Source organism: Alkalihalophilus lindianensis, from assembly GCF_032843265.1.
Classification (GTDB): domain Bacteria; phylum Bacillota; class Bacilli; order Bacillales; family Bacillaceae_D; genus Alkalihalophilus; species Alkalihalophilus lindianensis.
On sequence record NZ_JAWJBA010000446.1, the window covers coordinates 1 to 265 of the forward strand.

The window sequence follows — 265 nt, forward strand, 5'->3', positions numbered from 1 at the left end:
GTTTATGGGCAATCGTATCATGTAATTGATTGACCGCCCCATTTAGCTTCATATGCATTTCTTCATTCCAGCTTATGGCCTCAACCAACTGATTTTCGACTTCCATCCGTTTTTGTAAAAAGCTTGAGAGCGTTGAGCGAATATAGAATAAAAGCTTCGCCAAGCGTTTATCAGCTAGATTTCTTGTAGACTTAATCGATTGAATAAACGCCTGCAAATCGATCAACTGCTGATTTCGATCATATTGGGGTGAAAAGGCAAATAC

1 protein-coding gene is annotated in these 265 nt (G+C 39.2%); it reads right to left on the bottom strand.

All coding sequences use genetic code 11. The features are described from left to right. On the bottom strand, positions 1-265 hold a 265-nt coding region (locus RYX56_RS22975), incomplete at both ends, for a hypothetical protein (RefSeq protein WP_317124204.1).